Annotated in this window: 16 protein-coding genes; 9 read left to right on the forward strand and 7 right to left on the reverse strand. The window is 60.0% G+C overall.

Going from position 1 to position 21,936, the window contains the following annotated elements; all coding sequences use genetic code 11:
* Positions 1–100: 100 nt before the first annotated feature.
* On the forward strand, positions 101–4,537 hold the full coding sequence (locus IFT76_RS05655; RefSeq protein ID WP_192057602.1) for a SpvB/TcaC N-terminal domain-containing protein: 4,437 nt from the start codon (positions 101–103) through the stop codon (positions 4,535–4,537).
* Positions 4,538–5,068: 531 nt separating this feature from the next.
* On the forward strand, positions 5,069–7,954 hold the full coding sequence (locus tag IFT76_RS05660) for a ribonucleoside-diphosphate reductase subunit alpha (RefSeq protein ID WP_122479351.1): 2,886 nt from the start codon (positions 5,069–5,071) through the stop codon (positions 7,952–7,954).
* 215 nt (positions 7,955–8,169) lie between these two features.
* Here the strand turns inward: IFT76_RS05660 and IFT76_RS05665 are convergent, their stop codons facing one another.
* From IFT76_RS05665 to IFT76_RS05685, 5 genes are read right to left on the reverse strand one after another with little or no spacing between them, the layout of a single operon-like run.
* Positions 8,170–8,721, reverse strand: a complete 552-nt coding sequence (locus tag IFT76_RS05665; protein ID WP_192057603.1) for an arsinothricin resistance N-acetyltransferase ArsN1 family B — start codon at positions 8,719–8,721, stop codon at positions 8,170–8,172.
* Positions 8,722–8,739: 18 nt separating this feature from the next.
* On the reverse strand, positions 8,740–9,453 hold the full coding sequence (arsH, locus tag IFT76_RS05670; protein ID WP_192057787.1) for an arsenical resistance protein ArsH: 714 nt from the start codon (positions 9,451–9,453) through the stop codon (positions 8,740–8,742).
* 20 nt (positions 9,454–9,473) lie between these two features.
* Complete coding sequence (locus IFT76_RS05675) at positions 9,474–9,944, reverse strand: arsenate reductase ArsC (RefSeq protein ID WP_192057604.1); 471 nt, start codon at positions 9,942–9,944, stop codon at positions 9,474–9,476.
* Between the two features lie 9 nt (positions 9,945–9,953).
* Positions 9,954–11,243: an arsenic transporter gene (locus IFT76_RS05680; RefSeq protein WP_192057605.1), complete on the reverse strand. Its 1,290-nt coding sequence runs from the start codon at positions 11,241–11,243 to the stop codon at positions 9,954–9,956.
* A 22-nt stretch (positions 11,244–11,265) separates the two neighbouring features.
* Positions 11,266–11,616, reverse strand: coding sequence for a metalloregulator ArsR/SmtB family transcription factor (locus tag IFT76_RS05685; protein WP_192057606.1), 351 nt, complete (start codon positions 11,614–11,616; stop codon positions 11,266–11,268).
* A gap of 467 nt (positions 11,617–12,083) precedes the next feature.
* Here IFT76_RS05685 and IFT76_RS05690 point away from each other — a divergent pair, with 467 nt between their 5' ends.
* From IFT76_RS05690 to IFT76_RS05720, 7 genes are all read left to right on the forward strand, one after another.
* Entirely contained in the window at positions 12,084–13,238 is a 1,155-nt protein-coding gene (locus IFT76_RS05690; protein ID WP_230692045.1) for an SIR2 family protein, read from the forward strand.
* A 2-nt stretch (positions 13,239–13,240) separates the two neighbouring features.
* Entirely contained in the window at positions 13,241–14,968 is a 1,728-nt protein-coding gene (locus tag IFT76_RS05695) for an ATP-binding protein (RefSeq protein WP_192057607.1), read from the forward strand.
* 405 nt (positions 14,969–15,373) lie between these two features.
* A complete protein-coding gene (copM, locus tag IFT76_RS05700; RefSeq protein ID WP_122479352.1) occupies positions 15,374–15,715 on the forward strand; it encodes a CopM family metallochaperone in 342 nt (113 codons plus the stop codon).
* A 50-nt stretch (positions 15,716–15,765) separates the two neighbouring features.
* Complete coding sequence (gene nadE / locus IFT76_RS05705) at positions 15,766–16,593, forward strand: ammonia-dependent NAD(+) synthetase (RefSeq protein ID WP_192057608.1); 828 nt, start codon at positions 15,766–15,768, stop codon at positions 16,591–16,593.
* 54 nt (positions 16,594–16,647) lie between these two features.
* Entirely contained in the window at positions 16,648–17,550 is a 903-nt protein-coding gene (locus IFT76_RS05710) for a LysR family transcriptional regulator (protein WP_192057609.1), read from the forward strand.
* 383 nt (positions 17,551–17,933) lie between these two features.
* Positions 17,934–19,235 (forward strand): MFS transporter, encoded by a 1,302-nt coding sequence (locus IFT76_RS05715; RefSeq protein ID WP_192057610.1) that lies wholly within the window; start codon positions 17,934–17,936, stop codon positions 19,233–19,235.
* A gap of 35 nt (positions 19,236–19,270) precedes the next feature.
* Positions 19,271–20,458, forward strand: coding sequence for a M20 aminoacylase family protein (locus IFT76_RS05720; RefSeq protein ID WP_192057611.1), 1,188 nt, complete (start codon positions 19,271–19,273; stop codon positions 20,456–20,458).
* Here IFT76_RS05720 and pdxJ read toward each other — a convergent pair.
* Positions 20,455–21,198, reverse strand: coding sequence for a pyridoxine 5'-phosphate synthase (pdxJ, locus tag IFT76_RS05725; protein ID WP_192053694.1), 744 nt, complete (start codon positions 21,196–21,198; stop codon positions 20,455–20,457). The two genes, IFT76_RS05720 and pdxJ, sit on opposite strands and share 4 nt — an antisense overlap.
* Before the next feature lie 41 nt (positions 21,199–21,239).
* Entirely contained in the window at positions 21,240–21,926 is a 687-nt protein-coding gene (gene recO / locus IFT76_RS05730) for a DNA repair protein RecO (RefSeq protein WP_192057612.1), read from the reverse strand.
* Positions 21,927–21,936: the final 10 nt, after the last annotated feature.

Consider the following 21,936-nt stretch of genomic DNA (forward strand, 5'->3'; position numbering starts at 1 on the left):
GTCGCTTTCGCGGGCAGAAGGCTCGCAAACAAGGCGACTCATCATTCAAAGGACCGGGCCACGCGCTCGGTCTCTATCCCATCTTCAGTGATACCTACTCATGAATACACACCACGACACCCCACTGGCGATCAACACGCCTTCACTTCCCAAAGGCGGCGGCGCCATCCAGAGCATCGGCAAGGGCTGGGGCTCGGTGGGCGCCAGCGGCGCTGCCTCGTTCAGCATCGCGCTGCCACTCTCACCTGGCCGCGGCGCCACCCCACAACTGGGCTTGAGCTACAGCAGCGGCGCCGGTAACGGCCCCTGCGGCATGGGCTGGGGGCTGAGCCGCCAGAGCATCGCCCGGCGCACGCAAAAAGGCGTACCGGCGTACACCGTCGACGACGAAATGGTCGGCCCGGGCGGCGATGTCCTGCTGCCACAGCGCGACGCCCAAGGCGTCATCGTCAGCACCACCGTCCATACCTTTCGCGGCCAGGCGCTGGGGGCCAGTTACCGAGTGACTCGCCACTGCCCCAGAGTGGAAGGCAGCTTCGCGCGTATCGAGCATTGGCAGCTGGACGATGCCGACGCCGGGTTCTGGCTGGTCCATGGCAGCGATGGCGGCCTGCACCTGTACGGCAAGCGCGCCAGTGCGCGCGTCTTCCCAGCCCACGCGCCGCAGCAGGTGGGCGAATGGCTGCTGGAGGAATCGGTAACGCCCACCGGCGATCACGTCGTCTACGAGTACCGCGCCGAAGACGGCGTTGGCCTGCCTGAAGGCGATGAACGCGACCACAGCGCCCAGCGCTACCTGAGCCGCGTGCGCTATGGCAACTTCACCGCCCATGCACCGCTGTATTTGTGGGATGAAGCGAGCCTGCCCGAGCATTGGCATTTCGACCTGGTGCTGGACTATGGCGAACGCGCCATCGAGCAGGGCAGCGTACCGACCTACGCCGCCAGCCAGCCCTGGCCGCTGCGGCCCGACCCCATCGCCAACTTTGCCTACGGTTTCGAACTGCGCAGCTTGCGGCGGTGCCATCAGGTGCTGATGTTCCATCGGTTCGACGAACTGGGCAGCGCGCCCGTGCTGGTCAACCGCTTGTGGCTGGAATATCGCCAGTGTCACGGTTACAGCCTGCTCACGGCCGCCATCGCTCAGGCCTGTGAAGGCACCGAGATGGTCGAACAGCCGCCGCTGGAATTTCGCTACGAGCATTTCCGCTTCGAAGACGCGCGTTACCGCGAGTTCGAAGCGATGCCGGGCCTCGACGATGGCCAGACCTATCAGTTGGTTGACCTGTACGGCGAAGGCCTGCCTGGCGTGCTCTACCGCCAGGACGACAGTTGGCGCTACCGCGAACCGGTGCGCGGCGATGACTCGGCCGACCCTGATGCCGTGGCCTACGCACCTTGGCAGCAATTGCCCAGGCAACCGGTCGCGGACGCGCGCAAGCCCGCTCGCCAGTTCCTCAGCGACCTGACCGGCGACGGCCGTCTGGATTGGATCGTCGCCCAGCCCGGGTACAGCGGTTTCTTCACCTTGGGCAACGATCGAGCGTGGTCCGGTTTCCATCCGTTCGATGCCTTTCCACTGGAGTTCTTCAGCGCCGAGGGGCAAATGACCGACCTTGTCGGCGATGGCCTGCGTGATTTCGCGATGATCGGCAGCCGCAGCGTGCGGCTGTACCCCAGCGCGCGCGACAAAGGCTTTGCCTTGCCCCGTGACGTTGCCCACGCCGACGACGCGCTGCCATTGGCCAGCAACAGCCAGCATGAGTTGGTGGCGTTCAGCGACGTGCTGGGCAGTGGCCAGCAGCACTTGATCCGCATCCGCCATGACGAGCTGCGCTGCTGGCCGAACCTGGGCCGCGGCATGTTCGGCAAAAGCTTCAAGATGGCCAGCCTGCCGTTTGCCTTCGGTGAGTTCGATGCGTCGCGGGTACGCCTGGCTGACCTGGATGGCTCCGGCGCCGCCGACCTGATCTACCTGAACAGCGAGCATGCGCAGGTATTCCTGAACCAGAGCGGCAATGGCTTTGCCGAACCGGTGCTGCAGGCCTGGCCCCAAGGCCTGCGCTACGACAACAGCTGGCAGGTCAGTGTCGCCGACCTGCAAGGGCTGGGCTGTTCGAGCCTGGTGCTCAGCGTACCGCACCTGCCGGGGCAGCATTGGCAGCTGGACTTCAATTCAGGTCGCAAGCCCTACCTGCTGGTGGGGTCGAACAACAACATGGGCGCCGACACCCAGGCCTGCTACCGCAGTTCGGCTCAGGAATGGCTGGATGAAAAAGCCGAACAGCTGGCCGCAGGGCTCACACCGGTTGCCGAACTGCCGTTTCCGGTGCACGTGGTGGTGGGCCAGACCCAGCACGACGAGATCACCGGCAATACCTTGAGCCAGCGCGTGCAGTATCGCCGAGGTCATTACGATGGCCGTGAGCGCGAGATGCGTGGCTTCGGCCTGGTAATCGCCACGGACTCCGAAGCGCCGTCGGCGAGTGCCGAGCCAACCTCGCCAGTGCTGCTGACCAAGACCTGGTACCACACCGGCCGAGCAGTGGATGAAGTCCTGCATGGCACCGTCGAGCATGATCCGCAGGCACGGACACTGGGCCCGATTCTGCTGCTGCGCCACGATGCCCAAACCGGCAATGACAGCATCGTCACCGAACAGGACGAAGGCTTGCGCCACGACATGGCCTGTGCGCTCAGCGGTCAGGTGCTGCGCACCGAAGTGTTCGGCCTGGACGGTCAAGCCTGTGCGGCGGTGCCTTATTCGGTGCAGGTACAGCGCCCTGCCCTGCGCCTGCTGCAACCGCGCAGCGCGCGGCAGCGTTACGCCACCCTGCTGCCCATCACCCTGGAAACTCTGAGCTATCAGTACGAGCGCATCGCCGACGACCCGCAATGCAGCCACAGCGTGCAATTGCGCGCCGATGCGTTCGGTGCAGTGACTCACGCAGTCAGCATCGCCTATGCCCGGCGCAAGCACGAGATCGACGCCCCACCCTACAGCGACGAACACGAGCAGACCTGGTGGCGAGATGCGTTCGACCCGGCCCAGCATCGCTATTACTTCAGCGAAAGCCGTACCCAAGCCATTCATCTGGCCGATGACCCACAGCACTGGCGCTTGCACCTGCCCTACCGGGCACGTGGCAACGCCTGGTCGTTGCCCAAGGCCGACGTGACACTGGACCAGCTCGGCTACGAAGCGCTGTTGCGTGACGATGGGCTGTTGGGCAACACCGCGCCCAGGACCCTGACCGCCTTGAGCATGCAACGCTATCAAGGGTGCAGTGACGGCAGCGCCAGTTTCCTCGCCCTGGCCGACTTCGCCGAGGCGGCCGAGCTGGATGAAGCAGCGCTGCAAGCCTATGAAGAGGTATTGGAACCGCAGGCGCTGGACGCCAAGCTGGTGGAACTGGGTTATCAACCCATGCCGGCATTCCTGCCCGAGGAGCCGGACCGCGTGCTGTGGTCGGTGCGCCAGGGGTATGCCACCTACGGCGACGCCCAGGCGTTCTACAAGGTCCAGGCCTACCGGCAGAGCCCCGCGATGGGTGAAACACGCGTGCAGTACGATGCCTACCAGTTGCTGCCAGTGAAGGTAATCGCCGCCGATGGCTGCACTACCCAGGCACGGTATGACTACCGGCACTTGCAGCCGGTGGACGTGGTCGACCCCAACGACAATCGCCAGCAAGCCAGCTATGACGCCTTCGGACGCTTGTCGCTGAGCAGCTTCTTCGGCACCGAGATGGGCGAGCCGGTGGGCTTTGCACCGTTGCAGGGCCAGACCATGGCCGGCAGTATTGCCGAAGCGATTGCCGACGACGCCGCTGGCCTGGGTGACTGGGCCATGGCCTATACCCATGAAGGCGATGCCTGGATGGGCGAGGTGCCCGCCGTTGGTGTGACCGACAGCTACGCGCTGGGCGAGCAGGTAATGGCCGGTCGCGTGACCCTGAGTGGGCAGTTGCGTGCCTCGGCTCGCAAGGGATGGCAGCAGGGCCTGTTGGCCGACGCGGTCGCCGAGACTCTGGCGCCACTGGCCAGCTATCCTCGCCAGCCGGTTCGCGTGGCGGCGTTCCAGGCCGATCGCTACCCCGGCGACCCCGAGCGCCAGGTACGCATGAGCATCGAGAGCTTCGACGGCTTCGGGCGCAACCTGCAAAGCAAGCAGCGGGTCGAGCCCGGCATGGCCCACCAGGTGGACGGTGACGGCATGCTGCTGGCCGAGGATGCCCATGCCGATCCACGCTGGCGGGTCAGCCAGCGCGTGGAGTACGACACCAAGGGACAGGTGATTCGTGTGTACCGTCCGTACTTCGCCAACAGTGATCGCTATATCGATGACGCCAGCCATCGCGATGCCGAGCACAGCTACCATGATCTGCAGCGCTATGACGCCCTGGGACGGCCGACGGAGACCTGGACTGCGGCCGGCTGGTTGCGCCGCCAGCGCCATACCCCTTGGTACAGCATCAGCGAAGACGAGAACGACACGGCCGAGGAGGTGCTGGCGATGCGCGCTGCCGAGGCTTGATCCCTACCGCCGCTAGCCCGGCGGACACTGCTCGCAGGGCGGCATGTCGCCGCCCTGTCGAGCCATGAAGTGACAGCGTCGCTTGCCAAGCCCGGTGAGCGTCAGTTGTCCAGTGGGCCTGTGGCGAGGTTCACCAAAAGTCTGGGGACAAACGGTCATTTGCCTCCAGTCCAGACACGGCGCGGGCTAGCGCCGTCACCCACACAATACCCACATGTTATCCACAGTCTGGCACCTTGCAATGACCTCCAGACCGCATTATCTTGTATCCCCGGCGCGCAAAACCACTACATGTAGGGTTTCGCCTGAAAAACCAAGCACAAGTCAAAGCAAGAACTCAAGCCCTTGCAGCGTGCTTTCCCCGAGTTTTTTCGCCCACGAATTCTCCGCCTGCCGCTACCTGCGGACGGCCGCATTTTCCGCTCTTTCCTACACCCGGCTGAAGGCCTCGGCCTTCCGCGGACAGCTTTTCGGTGACGGACCCAACGATTGGCGTCCGCTCAAATTTTTGAACGTGGAGATACTCACCCCATGCAAACCGACACAACTCGCGAGAACTCGCCGGCCAAGGCGCCGCAGGCCAACGATGCCAATCTGGATCTGGCCGCGACCGCTCCAGGCCAACTGCGCGTGATCAAGCGCAACGGTACCGTGGTCGGCTACACCGACGACAAGATCACCGTGGCCATCACCAAGGCGTTCCTTGCAGTTGAAGGCGGCAACGCCGCCGCCTCGTCGCGCATCCACGACACCGTCGCGCGCCTGACCGAACAGGTCACCGCCACCTTCAAGCGGCGCATGCCATCGGGTGGCACCATCCACATCGAAGAGATCCAGGACCAGGTCGAACTGGCCCTGATGCGCGCCGGCGAGCAGAAGGTCGCGCGCGACTACGTGATCTACCGCAACGAGCGCTCCAAGGAGCGCGCCACCCGCACTCCGGCCGATGCACCGGTCGAAGCGCACCCCAGCATCCGCATCACCAAGGCCGACGGCAGCCTGGCGCCGCTGGACATGGGCCGCCTGAACACCATCATCAACGAAGCCTGCGAAGGCCTGGCCGAAGTCGACGGTGGCCTGATCCAGAAAGAAACCCTGAAAAACCTGTACGACGGCGTGGCCCTCACCGACGTCAACACCGCCCTGGTGATGACCTCGCGCACCCTGGTCGAGCGCGAGCCGAACTACTCGTTCGTCACCGCCCGCCTGCTGATGGACACCTTGCGCGCCGAAGGCCTGAGCTTCCTGGAAGTGGCTGAAAGCGCCACGCACCACGAGATGGTCGACCTGTACGCCAAAGCGCTGCCCTCCTACATCGCCAAGGGTATCGAGTTCGAACTGCTGAACCCCGTGCTGGCCACCTTCGACCTGGAAAAACTGGGCCGGGCGATCAACCACGAGCGCGATCAGCAATTCACCTACCTGGGCCTGCAGACCTTGTACGACCGCTACTTCATCCACAAGGATGGCGTGCGTTTCGAACTGCCGCAGATCTTCTTCATGCGCGTGGCCATGGGCCTGGCGATCGAAGAGAAGAACAAGGAAGACCGTGCGATCGAGTTCTACAACCTGTTGTCGTCCTTCGACTACATGGCCTCGACCCCGACCCTGTTCAACGCCGGCACCCTGCGTCCGCAGCTGTCGAGCTGCTACCTGACCACCGTACCGGACGACCTGTCGGGCATCTACGGCGCGATCCACGACAACGCCATGCTGTCCAAATTCGCCGGCGGCCTGGGCAACGACTGGACGCCAGTGCGCGCGCTGGGCTCGTACATCAAGGGCACCAACGGTAAATCCCAAGGCGTCGTACCTTTCCTGAAGGTCGTCAACGACACCGCCGTGGCAGTGAACCAGGGCGGCAAGCGCAAGGGCGCGGTCTGCGCGTACCTGGAAACCTGGCACCTGGACATCGAAGAGTTCATCGAGCTGCGCAAGAACACCGGTGATGACCGTCGTCGTACCCACGACATGAACACCGCCAACTGGATCCCCGACCTGTTCATGAAGCGCGTCTTCGACGACGGCAAGTGGACCCTGTTCTCGCCCAACGAAGTGCCGGACCTGCACGACCTGACCGGCAAGGCCTTCGAGGAGCGCTACGAGTACTACGAAGCGCTGACCGAGTACAACAAGATCAAGGTATTCAAGACCGTCCAGGCCAAAGACCTGTGGCGCAAGATGCTGTCGATGCTGTTCGAAACCGGCCACCCATGGCTGACCTTCAAGGACCCGTGCAACCTGCGCTCGCCGCAGCAGCACGTGGGCGTGGTCCACAGCTCGAACCTGTGCACCGAGATCACCCTGAACACCAACAAGGACGAGATCGCGGTCTGCAACCTGGGCTCGATCAACCTGCCGAACCACATTGCCGACGGCAAGCTGGACACCGCCAAGCTCGAGCGCACCATCAACACCGCCGTGCGCATGCTCGACAACGTGATCGACATCAACTACTACTCGGTGCCGCAGGCGCGCAACTCCAACTTCAAGCACCGCCCGGTCGGCCTGGGCATCATGGGCTTCCAGGATGCGCTGTACAAACAGCACATCCCGTACGGTTCCGATGCCGCCGTCGAGTTCGCCGACAAGTCGATGGAAGCGGTCAGCTACTACGCTATCCAGGCGTCGTGCGACCTGGCCGACGAGCGTGGCGCCTACGAGACGTTCCAGGGCTCGCTGTGGTCCAAGGGCATCCTGCCGCTGGATTCGCAACAGATCCTGATCGAGGCCCGTGGCCAGAAGTACATCGATGTCGACCTCAACGAATCGCTGGACTGGGCGCCGGTACGTGCGCGCGTGCAGAAAGGCATTCGCAACTCGAACATCATGGCCATCGCGCCGACCGCGACCATCGCCAACATCACCGGCGTGTCGCAGTCGATCGAGCCGACCTACCAGAACCTGTACGTGAAATCGAACCTGTCGGGCGAGTTCACCGTGATCAACCCCTACCTGGTTCGCGACCTGAAAGAGCGCGGCCTGTGGGACTCGGTCATGATCAACGACCTGAAGTACTACGACGGCTCGGTACAGCAGATCGAACGCATCCCGCAGGAATTGAAAGACCTCTATGCGACCGCGTTCGAAGTGGACACCAAGTGGATCGTCGACGCAGCCAGCCGTCGCCAGAAGTGGATCGACCAGGCCCAGTCGCTGAACCTGTACATCGCCGGCGCTTCGGGCAAGAAGCTCGACGTGACCTACCGCATGGCCTGGTACCGTGGTCTGAAGACCACCTACTACCTCCGTGCCCTGGCCGCGACCAGTACCGAGAAGTCGACCATCAGCACCAGCAACCTCAATGCAGTGTCGAGTGGCGGCAACAGCGCGCCGATGCAGGCCGCGCCAGCCGGCCCGGCACCCGTGCCAAAGGCCTGTGCAATCGACGAGCCGGATTGCGAAGCCTGTCAGTAGGGTTCATAAGCTTTAAACGTATACTTAGCTAAATCTCCAACCCCAATAGATACAAGGGGTTGGAGCGTCCACTCCTCGTATACCCTCTCTATACTTGCCGCCCTATCTAGCTCATAGGTCGGAATCGTATACATTGCTCACTTTCCCCATCAGATCTTTCACCGAATTAGACGACTTTCCGATGACCGCGCTGGTCGATCAGGAAGGGCGCCCATTTAATGTTTCGGACTGCTTTTGGTGAAAGACACGAGCGGTTTTGGGGGACTCCTCACATCCAGCGCAATTCGCCAATACCCGACGTCATGCCAGGCGCCATGCTTGAATCCCACTTCTGGATACGTACCGATGTGAGCGAAGCCCAGCGCTTCGTGCAACCCAATACTGCCGTCGTTGGGCAGCGCGATCCCGGCGTAGGCTGCGTGAAAACCTTGCCTCTTCAATGTCGGCAGCAACACGTCATACAGTGCCCGACCGACGCCACTACGGTGCGCTTCTGGCGATATATAGACGGTAACGTCGACCGACCAGCGATATGCCTCCCGAGCCCGGTGCTGACTGGCATATGCATAGCCGATGACCTGGCAGTCTCGCTCCGCTACCAGATACGGGTAGGTAGGCAAAGTCGACCCAATCCGCTTGGCCATTTCTTCGACGGTAGGGGGCTCAAGCTCAAACGAAATCGCGGTGCGTTCTACCATCGGTGCGTAAATTGCCTGGATGGCTTGAGCGTCCGAAATCTGCGCAATCCTTACTGTCGTGTTGCTCATCTCTATCCTATTGGTGGCTCAAATCGATCTTTGATTGACTCGTTTCGAGAGTGCCTCGGCGCTTTCCTTGCGCTCCGAGTAGCGGTCTACCAGATACGTTTCCCGGCCCCGAACCATCAGCGTGAACTTCATCAGTTCCTCCAGCACGTCCACCACACGGTCGTAGTAGGCAGATGGCTTCATACGCCCTGCGTCGTCGAACTCCAGGAAGGCTTTGGGTACTGACGACTGGTTTGGAATGGTGATCATCCGCATCCAGCGCCCGAGGGTCCGCAGCTGGTTTACCGTGTTGAAGGACTGTGATCCACCGCAAACCTGCATGACGGCCAGCGTCTTGCCCTGAGTGGGCCGGACAGCGCCCATGGTGAGCGGAATCCAGTCGATCTGGGCTTTGAATACAGCAGACATTGCACCGTGACGCTCTGGCGAACACCACACCTGTCCCTCTGACCATAGAACCAGATCCCGCAGCTCTTTGACCTTTGGATGGTCTTCCGGAGCGTCGTCGGGGAGAGGTAGACCCGAGGGATCAAAGATGACGGCTTCGGCTCCGATTAGGTTCAGGATGCGCGCTGCCTCTTGGGTCAGTAGCCTGCTGAAAGAGCGCTCACGGGTCGAACCATACAACAACAAAATACGTGGCTTGTGGGCCAGGTGATCGTGGCCCTGAAGCAGATCCATTGAGGGGATATCAACCAGTGACAGATCCAGATTTGGAAGATCCGGACCAATATCCGTGGACAATTCGTCCATTACAGTTCACCTATTCGATCTAGTTCGCGCTTCAATTCCTGCGGTGTAAGCGTCGAATGATCCAGACTGAAGAATGCCTCGAAACGCTTTTTAATCAGGACTACGGTTGCGTCAAATGCGGCCTGGATTTCGCTGTCTGTTCCTTCAACATCGGAAGGATCGGCAAGACCCCAGTGGCTTTTGACAGCAGGCCCGAAATAGACCGGGCAGGGTTCGCCTCCAGCCTTGTCACACACGGTGATCACCACATCCGGTGGTGAGTTCGAAAAAACCTCTGAGCCTTTGCTGTAGAGATCTGTGGTGCCGATACCGAGCGCTTGCAGCGTGCTCACGGCACGCAGGTTCAGGTGCCCGCTTGGGAAGCTCCCCGAACTGAGGGCAGTAAAACCGCTCGGGGCCACGTGGTTGAACACCCCCTCCGAGAGAACGCTCCGGCAGCTGTTTGCCGTACACATAAATAGTACTTTCATGGGTTTCTCCTAGACAGGGATGCTCAGCCGTAACGCCAGTGCCATCAGCGTTACCAGCAAGATAGGAAGGGTGAGGATGCTGCCGACTTTGAAGTAGTAGCCCCAGGTGATGCGGATATTTTTCTGCGACAGCACATGCAGCCACAGCAACGTGGCCAGACTTCCGATGGGCGTGATCTTGGGGCCAAGATCGCAACCGATGACGTTGGCGTAGATCATGGCCTCACGTACCAGTCCCGTAGCGTCGCTGCCCTGAATGGACAGAGCGCCGATAAGCACACTCGGCATGTTGTTCATGATCGAAGACAACAGCGCAGCGGTGATACCGGTGCCCAAGGTAGCGGCCCATAGGCCATGCTCGGCAAATATGTTCAGCAGCCCCGAGAGCGAGTCGGTTAGGCCGGCATTACGCAGGCCATAGACCACCAGATACATGCCCAGCGAAAACACGACAATTTGCCAGGGCGCGTGCTTGATGACCTTTCTTGTGGAGATGATGTGGCCTTTACCTGCGATGACCAGCAGGATCATCGCACACGCAGCAGCAACGGCGCTGATGGGGATACCTAGCGGCTCCAGTGCGAACAGACCAATCAGCAGCAGGCCAAGTACCCACCAGCCAGCAATGAAGGTCGCCCGATCACGAATTACCGACTCTGGAGCCTCAAGCTGACCCGCGTCGTACTGGGCGGGAATGTCCTTGCGATAGAACATCCAGAGCATGAATAGCGTCGCTGCCACCGCCACCAGGTTCACTGGCCACATCACCGATGCATACTTACCGAAACCCACGCCAAAAAAGTCTGCCGAAACGATGTTGACCAGATTGGACACCACCATGGGCAGACTGGCGGTATCCGCGATAAAGCCTGCGGCCATCACGAACGCTAAAGTCGATGCTGGACTAAAGCGCAGCGCCGTCAGCATCGCGATGACGATCGGGGTCAGAATCAGTGCGGCTCCATCATTGGCGAACAGTGCTGAGACGGCTGCACCGAGCAGGATCATCAGCGCAAACAGGCGTCCGCCTTTGCCCTGACCCCAGCAAGCCACATGTAGCGCCGCCCATTTGAAGAATCCCGCTTCATCGAGCAGCAAACTGATGATGATCACGGCAATGAAGGTCGCGGTAGCGTTCCAGACGATGTGCCATACAACCGGCACATCCCCCAGGCTCACCACGCCGGTCAACAATGCCAGAACGGCACCCGCTGCTGCGCTCCAGCCGACGCCTAAGCCCCTTGGTTGCCAGATAACGAGCACGAGCGTAACTACGAAAATCGACGCAGCGATGAGCATGGGTATGTTCCAGATCAGGAGGTCAGCAGCAGGAGGCTTGGCGCACTGGTCTGTCTTCCATGGAAGCCAGCCGCCCTTGATGGTCGTTAACCCAGGACTGGTGGGCCTGTGTAGTGACGTTCAGAACATCTAGCGCCCACTGTTCAAGTTCGGGATGTAGGCGGTAGTAAACCCACTGACCCTGCCTGCGATCCGCGAGTAACCCGCAAGCACGCAACTGTGCAAGGTGCCTGGAAACCTTCGACTGGTTATCGTCCAGTGCCCAGATCAACTCGCACACGCACAGCTCACCCTCTGCGGACAGCATGAGCATGATCCGAGCGCGGGTTTCGTCTCCCAGGCACTTGAAGAAGGTGTGTGGTGCAAGGTTCATAAGCAATCGACCTAGATATGTGGATAACCGAATATACAGATATAAACACATTCAGTTCTCTTGCACAAATGACTAGCGACCGGACTTGATGATCCAGGTATCGGAGGTTGAGGTTCACTTCAAAGGCAGCGATAGCGCGAGATCAGCACTCGCCAGCTTGCATGTGATCGACGATTTGGGGCCTAGTTGATTCCCCATGGACTCCCCATCTGACTCGGCTCCGGTGTAGGCGATCTGCCATACGTCGCTAAGTCCGCTTGCGATATGATGCCAAGCAGATATCAAGCAGGCAGCTTGGGAACGGTTGAAAGGCCGGGGCTGTATGGCTTTTATTTCACAACACAGGAACGTGTTCTATGCCAGTCGATGCACCTCCATTTGTCCCTCCACCACGACTGCCTGTAATTCCTCTCCCACCCACGTACCAAGGGCAGCAGGCATACCTTCCACCAGGTGCTAGTGAGTGGATGCCGCTGACAGCTGAGGCTTATCAAGTCCTGAAGGGCGTCGAGCCTGATGATGAAAATGTGATCAGCTCGAACAGGAATAGGCTTAGCGAGATGTTTTCGTCTGCTCTTCAGGTACCTAACTTAGGTTTTTTTGCTGGAAGCGGTACATCTCTAGGTAACCCAGGCGGGCCTAGCATGTGGAAGCTATGGCAAGACTCGATGTGTGACCCGCAGACCCATGCGCTGACAGCTGCCGGCCAGCAGGTTACTGAGCGTGTCCGTTACGCCGAGCGCGATAATCCGAACATTGAGCATTTCTTATCACAGTGCGACGCCTACCTGGCGTTCAATGACGACCAAGTCGTCGAAGAGTTTGTCGCACGCGTGAAGGAGCAAATCCTACACGCTTGCTCAACGTTCATTACTCTGCCCACTTCAGACATATCGGCATATCGTGAACTCCTCCAGAAGCTGGCTAGGAGAAGGGTTCGTGACCCGCGCCTGAAGGTGTTTACGACAAACTATGACATGTGTTTTGAAACGGCAGCGTCGGAACTGGGCATGGTCATTATTGACGGATTTTCCTACACCCGCAGACGCCGGTTTGACGGCAAACATTTCACGTACGACATCGTGCGCCGGGAGGCAGACAGCCACGAGTTTGCCGAAGGCATTTTTCAACTGCTGAAGCTACACGGATCAGTCAGCTGGAGCCGTGATGGTCATGAAATCTATGAGGACAGCCGACCGACGCCGGAAAACGCATGCCTGATATATCCCGCAAAAGGAAAATACCAGCAAGCGTTTCTTCAACCCCACTTGGAGCTGCTTTCAAGATTTCTGGAGTTTTTACGTCAACCAAACAGCTGTCTGGTTGTGTCAGGATTCGGGTTTAACGATGACCACCTTTCCGAACCGATCTATTCAGCCTTGCAATCCAACCCTAGCCTGAAGCTGATTCTTTGCGACTACAGTGGCATCAGCCATGTCCACAATCGTGGGGATAATGGATCGAGCGCCTACTGGGGAAAATTCCGCGATCTCGCTCAGCGTGGTTTCGACGTCCATTTTGTTAGTGGTTCATTCAGCGATCTGGCCGCGCATATCCCCCACCTACGCACGGCTTCGCCAGCTGAGAATTTGGCGAACGCAGTCAAACGGATCGGTAGGTAATCATGTCCCCAGAAGGAATACTCCTTAGCACGCTTAAAATCGGGGTGGTCACCAGCGTGGCTGCGCAGTTGATCAAAATCAACTTGGCACATGCTGGAGAGAACAGCGGTCGATATCTCGGTCAAAATCGCTATGGCAAGGGTGAGGTGGGGGAACTGGTTCTGATCGAGGGTCAGCAGGCAGTGCTCTTAGGACGCATCACCGAGGTGAACCTACCTGATCGCGAGCGTACCGAGATTTCCCAAGATTTTGCTGGCACGCATGCTATTGACGCGATCGGCTTTATCCGCCTGCTGGGGTCTGTTCACCCTCACACCTTGAAAGTCACTGCGGGCGTCAGCTCCTACCCACGATTGGGAGACCGGGTTTACTCAGCACCGGGCTCGTTTATCTCCAAAATCCCAACATTGATTTCGAGCGGAATAAATGGAGAGTCTCCCCGCGTAACGCTTAACCTCGGACATGTTTCTGGGGACGGCGGTTTCGCGATTGCTGTAACGCCAGAAAAACTCTTTGGTCGGCATTGCGCGATCTTGGGCTCAACTGGGGGAGGGAAAAGCTGGACGACTTCAAAGCTTATTGAGGAGTGTCGTCGATATGCCTGCAAGATCGTGCTTGTGGACGCTACCGGGGAGTACCGGTCGCTTGAGGGGGAGGACTCAACACATCAACATCTTGGAAACCCGCTGCATCGCACGACAGGCTCACTTGAGGTAGGCATTCCACCCACCTGCTTCAATGAGACTGATTTCATTGCACTCTTTCAGCCATCTGGTAAAACCCAAGGCCCGAAACTCAGAGAAGCCATCAAGAGCCTGAGACTGGCAGCGTTGGCTCCAGATATCTTCCCAGGAGGGTATGTCCCGAAAGTAAGTCAACTCAAAGCTGATTTCCGTCGAGCGATGAACAGGGACGACAACGCCAACAGGGTAGGTAATCCAAATCTACCCTTCGATCCGGGCATGTTGGTTCGGCAAATTGTCGAGGAATGCTGCTACCCGACCGGCCATAACAACGATATGACTAGATGGGGCGCTGCGAGTAGCGAGCTATCTTATTGCTCCTCTCTTATGACACGTATCATGAGCGTAATGGACTCCCCTTCGTTGAGCAGCGTATTTAGCCCAGCTCAGGGCCTACCGAGTTTAGTTGAACATCTGGATGAATTTATTACCGGTGAAAAGCGGCTATTCAGAATATGCCTCAGCTCAGTTGGCTATGAGTTCAACGCGAGAGAAGTCATCGCCAACGCTATCGGCAGACTGTTATTGCTTCGAGCACGCAACGAGTCTTTCAGGCAGCGCCCGCTAATCGTCATCTTGGACGAAGCTCACAATTTCCTAGGAAAAACATTAGGGAATGAAGACGACGTTCAGAACTTGGATGCGTTCGAACTCATCGCGAAAGAGGGACGAAAATACGGGCTTAACATCTGCCTGGTGACTCAGCGACCGCGAGACATCACAGAGGGAGTGCTGAGTCAGATGGGCACGTTGCTCGTGCATCGCCTTACAAATGACCGTGACCGAGAAGTGGTCGAGCGTGCGTGTGGAGAGCTGGATCGTTCCGCTGCGGCGTTCTTGCCCAATCTGAAACAAGGTGAGGTGGCATTGGTAGGTGTAGATTTTCCAATCCCTGTAACTATTCAGATCGGACGTCCCACCCAGCCTCCAAAATCGGACGGGCCGAGCTTCCAAGAATTATGGTGGAATCGCGATCCTGGTCGATAGGCGCTAGCTTAGCCGGATTGAAGCGTGGCCTGCTCGTAGATTGGTCAGGGACGTCCGACATCAGAAAATTGGGGGGTTAAAATCTGGACTGTAAAAACGTATACTTTGACCTTCAAAATGAAGCTGAAAACACCAAATGTATACGTTTTCGCAAAAAATTCTGAAAAATTATCTGGTCAAACCCCCGCCAGCGTTGGGCAAGACGAATGTATACGTAGATTCCTATAAGTATTATGCCAGTAAGCGGCGGCTAGACCCTGAAGCCCGCCTCACGGTAACGTGAAGCGGGCTTTTTTGTGCTCGGCGCGCGGACGCTGTTCTCGCACATCCCGAAACACCGCACGTGGAACCTTCCCCACGGTTACCCGTCAACCCCTCGAACCCACTCTCGGATTGGTCACTACCATGAAAACCACCGCTGCCCTGCTCCTGGCCTGTATGGCCGCCCCAGCCTTTGCCGCCGAAATGTCGCACAGCAACAGCGACATGACCCCAATGCAGCACGAGTACATGATGAGCATGGAGACCATGCAGAAATCCATGCACGAAGGCGGCATGGAAACCGACGCCGACGTTGCTTTCGCCAAAGGCATGCTGGCCCACCACAAGGCCGCACTGGACATGGCCAGGATCGAGTTGAAATACGGCAAGGACGCTGAGATGCGCAAGCTGGCCGAGGACATCATCAAAGCCCAGCAGGCGGAAATCGATCAGATGGAGACGTGGGTCAAGAAGCATCAGAAGTGATGTAAGCTTTCGCCCTATCGCGCTCGCCCCCCACTTCAAGGAGTCCGCCCATGAGCAACCGCCAAAGCGAAATCGCAGCCGCCCTGGCCGTGATCCCGCCGTTCGCCGATGACCACGCCATCGACCAGGAAATGGAACGCCGCAAGGCGTTCATCAAGCAGTGTCTGACCACGGCCGGCTTGAAGGTTCTGGTACTGGGCATCAGCGGCGGCGTCGACTCGCTCACGGCCGGGCGCCTGGCACAGGTGGCCATCGAGGAACTGCGCAAGAGCAGCGGCGACCCTGACTACCGATTCATCGCAGTGCGCCTGCCCTACAACGTCCAGCACGACGAGGACGACGCTGCCGCCTCGTTGCGCTTCATCAAGGCGGATGTCGAAGAAACGGTGAACATCGCCGATGCCGTGCAAGGCCTTGCCCAGCAGACAGCACAACTGCACGGTCTGAGCGATGCCCGTCGTGACTTCGTCATGGGCAACGTCAAGGCACGTATCCGCATGGTCGCGCAGTACACCATCGCCAATGCCAACAATGGCATGGTGATCGGCACGGACCATGCCGCCGAGGCCGTCATGGGGTTCTTCACCAAGTTCGGTGATGGGGCGTGCGACCTGGCGCCGCTCAGCGGGCTGGTGAAAAACCAGGTTCGTGCCATCGCCCGCCGGCTTGGGGCACCGGACAATCTGGTGATGAAAGTGCCAACGGCCGACCTCGAAGAACTGCGACCCGGCAAGCCGGACGAAGACGCCCATGGCGTGAGCTACCAGCAGATCGACGCGTTCCTCCACGGTGAGCCGGTGGGCGACGAAGCCTATGGGATTATCGTGAAGGCGTACGACCAGACGCATCACAAACGTGTGTTGCCGTTTTCGCCTTGATTTCCCTTCGATGTGCGGTTGATCATCTGAACAGGTCAGGGAGATCAACCCACAATGAAATTGCATCAACTGCGCGCACTTGTCTGTATTCATGAAACCGGGAGCCTGCAAGACGCCTCGCACGTGCTGCACCTCACGCAGTCGGCATTGAGCCGGGCGATGAAGGAACTGGAAAACGAACTGGGGGTTACCCTTCTGGTTCGTTCCAACAAAGGCATGAGCCTGACCGAGCATGGCCAGCGCATGCTGACCCACGCTCGCCAGGCGCTGGAAAGCGTGCGGCGAGCGCGTCAGGAAATCGAAGACATGAACGGGCTGACCGTGAGCGAGGTCACCCTGGGAGTGACGCCCGTCACCGCGCTGCTGCCGCCACTGCAACAGACCCTTCTGCGTTTCCAGCAGACCTACCCAAACGCCGCGCTGAAGGTACTGGAGATGCGCCCTGCCCAGTTGCTGCAGCATCTGCGCGATGGCCTGCTGGACTTTGCCCTGACGTCGCAAGTGCCAAGCCATGCCGTAGGGCTGGACTGGCAGCCGCTGTGCCGCATTCCCGGCAGCGTGGCGGTGCGCAAGGATCATCCGCTGCGCCACGTGAGATCGCTGCGGTTACTGCAGCACGCCCAGTGGATCAGCGTCGATCCTGTTGCAGACAGCCAATCCCAGTTCAATCAACTGTTCGCCGGCAGTGCGCTCGGCCGCCCGTCCAAGGTGTTCGAATGCACCGCAATGAATCTGGCGCTGAAGATGCTGATCGAGAGCGATGCCGTGATGGTGGTCAGTGAGAGTGCCCTCGGACCCTGCTGGGCGGGCATGACCGATATGGCCAACTACCTGCATACGCTTGGGTTGCAAGAGGCGGTTCCCGATTTTTCGGTCAATGTGGTGTGCGTGAACCAGGCCTACCTGACCCGGACCGCGAGCCTGTTGTTCGGTCAACTGCAGGCCAGCTTTGCGTAAACGGCCACTTGGACCAATACCCTGACGGCGACTCCTTCAAAACAGCGGATTCAGACATTTCGAGTTGAGCAATACTCAAGCCCTTGCACGGACCGTAATTTCAGACCCTCAACTTTGCCGAATCCCCAGGCTAGAGCCTACGGTCAGTGAATGAAACGGCTTCAGCTCAGCAGGCAACGGCTCCCACGGTTACCAACCTTCCCATTTTCCGCTACTCGTCTGGATGGTTTTGGGTCGCTCATTCCCCGCCAGCAGCGCCATCCGGTATCAGTCAACGCCTCCATCGAAACCAAGCCATAAGCCCTTGATTAAATGTGATGTGCAGTGACTGAACCCATCCCCGACACTGGCCCGCACCACGATTCCGGGTACAGGCCTTACCTATGAAAAGCACTCTTGCCAGCGATTCACCTCTTCCTGTCGCCGATGCACCGCCCGCACCGCAGCCCAACAAGATGCGTCGGGTCATCATCGCTTCTTCCCTGGGCAACGGCCTGGAGATCTACGACTTCACCGTGTACAGCTTTTTCGCAGTCATCATCGGTCAGTTGTTCTTTCCCGGGTCCTCGCCCATGGCCTCGCTGCTCATGTCTCTGGCGACATTTGCCGTCGGCTTCGTCATGCGGCCCTTGGGTGCGTTGCTCATCGGTCGAGTCGCCGACCGCCGAGGGCGCAAGGCTGCACTGTCGCTGACCATTGCCCTGATGACGGTGGGTACCGGCATCATCGCCTTCACACCCACCTACGCCAGTATCGGCATCAGTGCCAGTGTCCTGCTGGTGATCGCCCGGCTGCTGCAGGGGCTTTCGGTCGGTGGCGAAGTGGGTTGCGCGTCGGCGTTCATGATGGAGTCGGGCCGCACCGACAACCGTTGCTTCGTGGTCAGCTGGCAGGGCGCCAGTCAAGGCGCTGCCGCATTGCTGGGTGCGGGCACGGGCTTGCTGCTGACCAGCAGTCTCAGCGAGGCATCGTTGCTGGAGTGGGGATGGCGGGTGCCCTTCGTGATCGGCCTGCTGATCGGCCCGGTCGGCTGGTTCATCCGCCAGCATCTGGATGAAACGCATACGGCCACCGCCACTGCACCCTCGCTGGGGCAGTTGCTCAAGACGCAAAGCCGCATCCTGTTGCTAGGCATCGCCTGGATGTCGGCAACCACCGTGACCATGTACATGGTGGTCTATTACATGCCCACCTACCTGACCCAGACACTTGGCCGCCCGCAGAGCCTGGGGTTTGCCCTGGTCGGCCTGGCCAGCGCCCTGCTCGTCGTCATTACGCCCATCGCCGGCCGTTATGCGGACGGTTTCATTCGCCGCAAGCCGTTGCTCTATGGGGTTACCGGGCTGGCGCTGCTGACGGTCTACCCGGCATTCATGCTCTTGAGCCACGAGAACGTTCTGCTGTGCATCGTGGCCATTATCCTGCTGATTCTACCGATGGCGATCGGACTGGCGCCGAGCATGGCCATGCTGCTCGAAGCATTCCCCCGGGAACAGCGGGTGACCGGCATGTCGATCATCTACAGCGTCAGTGTGACGCTGTTCGGTGGATTCTCACCGCTGCTGGTGACATGGCTGATCAACGTCACCGGCAACCCATTGACCCCGGCGCTGTACCTGGTGGCCACCGTGGCGCTCAGTTTATGTGCCCTGCGCCTGCTGCCAGAGCATCCCGGCCGCGACTGATCGTTCAATACACTGCAACACAGAGGAAGATGCCCATGAGCGAGCCCATGGTTCACCCGCACCTGCTCAGCACTGCAACACGATTTGCGACACTGCGCCAAGACATTCACCGCCACCCCGAACTGGGGATCGACACCTGTCGCACCGCGGCAATCGTGGCCGAACGGCTCGCTGCATGGGGTTATGAAGTCCATGCCGACGTGGGCAAAGGCGTTGTGGGCGTACTCAGGCGCGGGCAATCCACACGTACGCTGGGCATCCGAGCGGACATGGATGCATTGCCCATCCTGGAGCGCAACGGGCTGCCCTGGGCAAGCGAGCGTCCAGGCTGCATGCATGCCTGTGGCCACGATGGGCATACTGCAACCTTGTTGGCGGCGGCGGAGCATCTGGCGGCAGACGCTCGATTCGACGGCACCTTGAATTTGATTTTCCAGCCGGACGAGGAAGGTTTGACGGGGGCGCGCTCGATGCTGCAAGCCGACCTGTTCGCCAGGTTTCCCTGCGATGCGGTCTATGCCTTCCACAACATGCCCGGCTTGCCGGTCGGGGTGGCCGTGGTTCAGTCCGGCGCCTTCATGGCGTCTTCGGAAGAAGTGCAGATTACCCTGACAGGCCGAGGTGGCCATGGCGCCATGCCGGAACGCGCCATTGATCCGATACCAGCCCTGGCAGGCATCATCACTGCGTTGCAAACGGTGGTTTCGCGCAACCTTTCGACCAGCGACGCTGCGGTGGTGAGTGTGGGCAAGGTCCGCGCCGGTACCGTCTACAACATCATTCCAGAGAGCGCCACCCTGATGCTCGGTGTGCGTACCACAACGCCTGCCGTACGCGAAAAGGTGGAGCAACGGATCCGCGAAATCGTGCAGGGGCAGGCAGCCAGCTTCGGCGTCACCGCAGCCATCGAATACCGGTTGCTGGCACCCGTGCTGGTCAATGCGCCCGAAGAAACCGCACGTATGCATGCCGCAGCCTGCGCGGTGTTGGGTGCGGACAATGTGTTGGAGCAGATGCCGGTGCGCTTGATGGGCAGCGAGGACTTCGCCTGGATGCTGAACGAGCGCCCAGGCTGCTATTTCGTCCTGGGGAACGGCACCGGGTCGTTCAATGGCTGCTCGGTGCACAACGACCACTATGACTTCAACGACGCGGTCATTCCCTTGGGCGCTGCGTGCTGGACGCGGCTGGTGGAAGACTATCTGCAACCACTGGGCGACTAGCGCTTGCTTGCCGCCTGAATCAACGCCTTCATCTCGGCCACCGCGGCCTTGAAGCCCACGAACAACGCATGGGCCACCAGCGCATGACCGATGTTCAGCTCGTTGACCCCGCGAATCGCGGCCACCGGCTCGACGTTGTGATAGTGCAGACCATGGCCGGCGTTGACGATCAGCCCGTGGCCCAGACCGAAACCCACGCCGTCGACGATTCGTTGCAGCTCATCGGCGACATCGGTCGGGGTCTGGGCGTCGGCGTAGCGGCCGGTGTGCAATTCGATAGCCGGCGCACCCACCCGCTTCGAGGCTTCAATCTGGCGCTCGTCGGCATCAATGAACAGCGACACCTCGCACCCCAGCTTGCCCAGACGCTCGACGGCGGCCTTGATCTTGGCCTCCTGACCGGCGACGTCCAGACCGCCCTCGGTGGTCAGTTCTTCACGGGTTTCAGGCACCAGGCAGACGTGAGCCGGGCGAATCTGCTCGGCAAAGGTCAGCATGGCCTCGGTAACGCCCATTTCGAAATTCATTCGCGTCTGCAACACGTCCTTGAGCAGCAGCACATCGCGCGGCTGGATGTGCCGACGGTCTTCACGCAGATGCACGGTGATGCCATCGGCTCCGGCTTCCTCGGCGTCGAGCGCGGCCTTGACCGGATCGGGGTAGCGCGTGCCACGGGCCTGGCGCAGCGTCGCCACGTGGTCGATGTTGACGCCCAGCAGAATGCGGTTACAGGTATTCACGAGAACTCTCCGAAAAATCCAAGCCACAGCATACGTGTTGGTCAGGGCTTGCGAAACAGCTCGCGACTGACCAGCGGCCGACCGCCCAGGTGCACCGCCAGGGCCTGGCGCATGAGGCGCTTGGCCGCGGCCAGCGCACCTGGCGTTTCCCAGCTGGCCTGGGCCATGGCCAGCAACTCGGCGCCCTGGAACAACCCTGGCTGCAACAGCTCGACCCGTTCCAGGCCAGCATCCACCAGCAAGCGGTACAAGCCGTCGGTCGCTACAGGTTCACCGTTGACGTCGATGTCCAAGGCGAAGCCATAACCGAGCTGGTCCAACAGGCGCCACTCGAAAGAGCGCAGCAAAGGTTCCAGCGCACGCCCTGCGCCAAGTGCCTGAAGGGTGGCGGCATAATGCTCGAACAGCTGGGGGTGGGGGTCTTCACTGGGCAACAGGCGAATGAGCAGCTCGTTCAGATACAGGCCGCTGAACAGCGCGTCGCCGAGCATCCACACCGCCACCCCGGCGGACTCCATACGCGAAACGTTCTTGAGTTCGCCCTTGCCGCGAAACTCGACCTCGAGCGGTACGAACGGACGCGCCAGGGTGCCCGCCTTGCCGCGCGCATTGCGCAGCACAGCGCGCAGGCGGCCCTGGGGGGTGAGGAAATCGACGAGAGCACTGGTTTCGCGATAGGCGCGCGAGTGCAGGACGTAGGCAGGTTGTGGCGTCGGGGCATTGGACATGACTTACGCA

Origin of the sequence: Pseudomonas sp. CFBP 13727 (genome assembly GCF_014841915.1) — a bacterium.
GTDB lineage: Bacteria > Pseudomonadota > Gammaproteobacteria > Pseudomonadales > Pseudomonadaceae > Aquipseudomonas > Aquipseudomonas baltica.

Bases quoted from the DNA above. Each gene is read 5' to 3' on its own strand.
- IFT76_RS05655 (WP_192057602.1), top strand. From the start codon at position 101: ATGAATACACACCACGACACCCCACTGGCGATCAACACGCCTTCACTT.
- IFT76_RS05660 (WP_122479351.1), top strand. From the start codon at position 5,069: ATGCAAACCGACACAACTCGCGAGAACTCGCCGGCCAAGGCGCCGCAG.
- IFT76_RS05665 (WP_192057603.1), bottom strand. From the start codon at position 8,721: ATGAGCAACACGACAGTAAGGATTGCGCAGATTTCGGACGCTCAAGCC.
- IFT76_RS05675 (WP_192057604.1), bottom strand. From the start codon at position 9,944: ATGAAAGTACTATTTATGTGTACGGCAAACAGCTGCCGGAGCGTTCTC.
- IFT76_RS05680 (WP_192057605.1), bottom strand. From the start codon at position 11,243: ATGCTCATCGCTGCGTCGATTTTCGTAGTTACGCTCGTGCTCGTTATC.
- IFT76_RS05685 (WP_192057606.1), bottom strand. From the start codon at position 11,616: ATGAACCTTGCACCACACACCTTCTTCAAGTGCCTGGGAGACGAAACC.
- IFT76_RS05690 (WP_230692045.1), top strand. From the start codon at position 12,084: ATGCCGCTGACAGCTGAGGCTTATCAAGTCCTGAAGGGCGTCGAGCCT.
- IFT76_RS05695 (WP_192057607.1), top strand. From the start codon at position 13,241: ATGTCCCCAGAAGGAATACTCCTTAGCACGCTTAAAATCGGGGTGGTC.
- copM (WP_122479352.1), top strand. From the start codon at position 15,374: ATGAAAACCACCGCTGCCCTGCTCCTGGCCTGTATGGCCGCCCCAGCC.
- nadE (WP_192057608.1), top strand. From the start codon at position 15,766: ATGAGCAACCGCCAAAGCGAAATCGCAGCCGCCCTGGCCGTGATCCCG.
- IFT76_RS05710 (WP_192057609.1), top strand. From the start codon at position 16,648: ATGAAATTGCATCAACTGCGCGCACTTGTCTGTATTCATGAAACCGGG.
- IFT76_RS05715 (WP_192057610.1), top strand. From the start codon at position 17,934: ATGAAAAGCACTCTTGCCAGCGATTCACCTCTTCCTGTCGCCGATGCA.
- IFT76_RS05720 (WP_192057611.1), top strand. From the start codon at position 19,271: ATGAGCGAGCCCATGGTTCACCCGCACCTGCTCAGCACTGCAACACGA.
- recO (WP_192057612.1), bottom strand. From the start codon at position 21,926: ATGTCCAATGCCCCGACGCCACAACCTGCCTACGTCCTGCACTCGCGC.